Below are 1,439 nucleotides of genomic sequence, written 5' to 3'. Positions count from 1 at the left end.
CAGTGTTTCACTGCTGATGGCACCAGCGGCTCAAGCCGGATTGCTCAGTAAATGGGACGAACTGACCGTGAAAGGGGGAGAACTGGAGAGCTGTCCAGGCGTGACCTTAGAGCAGCAGGCCGATAGCTTCTTTAAGGATCCCGAGTGGTCGGCAGGCAAAGCCGCTGATGGCCGCAAGCTGGTCAACGTGAGTGGCACATTCACATATGGAGATAGGCCTGTCCGTGGCCTGCTCCAGATGTGGGTTCAAGGTGAGGAGTTCAGCGTTGAAGCGCTGGAGATAAACGGCCAGCCACAACCGGATGTCATGATAGATGCCCTGTTGAGCAAGATGTGTGAGGCAGCACGGAGCCAGCACACCAAAGAGGTGAAGGGGAAAAACCAAACCCGCACTGATCTACCATTTGTGGGCAAGCGGCGTTTCAACTTTTCGGGCGGTAGCGGTACAGCTGAGTTCATCACGATCCAGAGCAACGGGCATACTGTTGTTGAGAGTTGCGGATCGGAATGCAGCATTGATTTTGAGGGGCCATTCACTAACCCGCTCAAGACGCAGTACGGGGTCTATCGAGTCGAGGCCAAGCGGATTTTCGAGCTCGATGAGAAGGGCCGGGGCAAGACCTGCCAGAAGGAGCTGGGAGACCCAAGAGATACAAAGTGCGGTGTAGAGCTGTATGTGGCTCCGTAAGAAGATCAGGCGGGAGCAATCCCGCCTTACATTTTTCTGACGGCATAGGGCTGCAGTTACGTGGGATGCACGGTGCCAATGCGCATGAAACACACTCCCCTACATTGGACAGCGGCTAGAGGCCCGCCGCACCGCCAGACGATGACAAGGGTTAGACAGAAAATATGGGCTCTGTAGGCCAAACATATTTATAACAAGCAGCCCGGAGGGAGAGCCCCCCACTCTAGCCAACAAGACAAGCTCGACTCAGAGACGCCGAGGAAAAAACCAAGTAAGAGACCAAGACAGCCAGACCACCAGAGAAGCCAGCGGACAACGCTCATAGAGAAGGCTGGACAGGAGAAGTTTCCCTTCCCATCTGCTCCACATTTTTCAAGCTGAAGCCGGATCATGGGGCTGAGCCCCAGATGAGGGCGGTGGGGCTCACCCTCATCCCCAACGGGCATAACACACCACCCCACGTGCCCATGCCCCGCATGGACTCCCGAAATTCACATCGGCGCGTTTTCAGATTTTCGCGCAATTTAGCCGCCATTTTTAGCACCGTTCGTAGCCCTTTCGCATCTCGGGTGGGCCAAGGAAATCATCAGCAGAGGGATTGCGAGTTGGACTCATTGCTTGCGTTTTCACAACGGCGGACCGGTGCCTTTATCTAGACCAACGGGCCTACCGACACCGTTATTGGAGTAATGACGCTGGGAGGCAAATCTAGTACTAACGCGATGGCGCAGATTCGGGGGATACGCGCAAG

Annotated in this window: 1 protein-coding gene; it reads left to right on the top strand. The window is 55.4% G+C overall.

Going from position 1 to position 1,439, the window contains the following annotated elements; translation table 11 throughout:
• On the top strand, positions 1-688 hold a 688-nt coding region (locus AB5Y92_RS16470; RefSeq protein WP_368227165.1), incomplete at its 5' end, for a hypothetical protein.
• Between the last annotated feature and the right edge of the window lie 751 nt (positions 689-1,439).

This window comes from Aeromonas sp. R1-1 (genome assembly GCF_040908495.1).
In the GTDB taxonomy this organism is placed as follows: Bacteria; Pseudomonadota; Gammaproteobacteria; order Enterobacterales; family Aeromonadaceae; genus Aeromonas; species Aeromonas veronii.
Note: the sequence above shows the minus strand (reverse complement) of the source record. Positions and strands in the feature narration are given on the sequence as shown.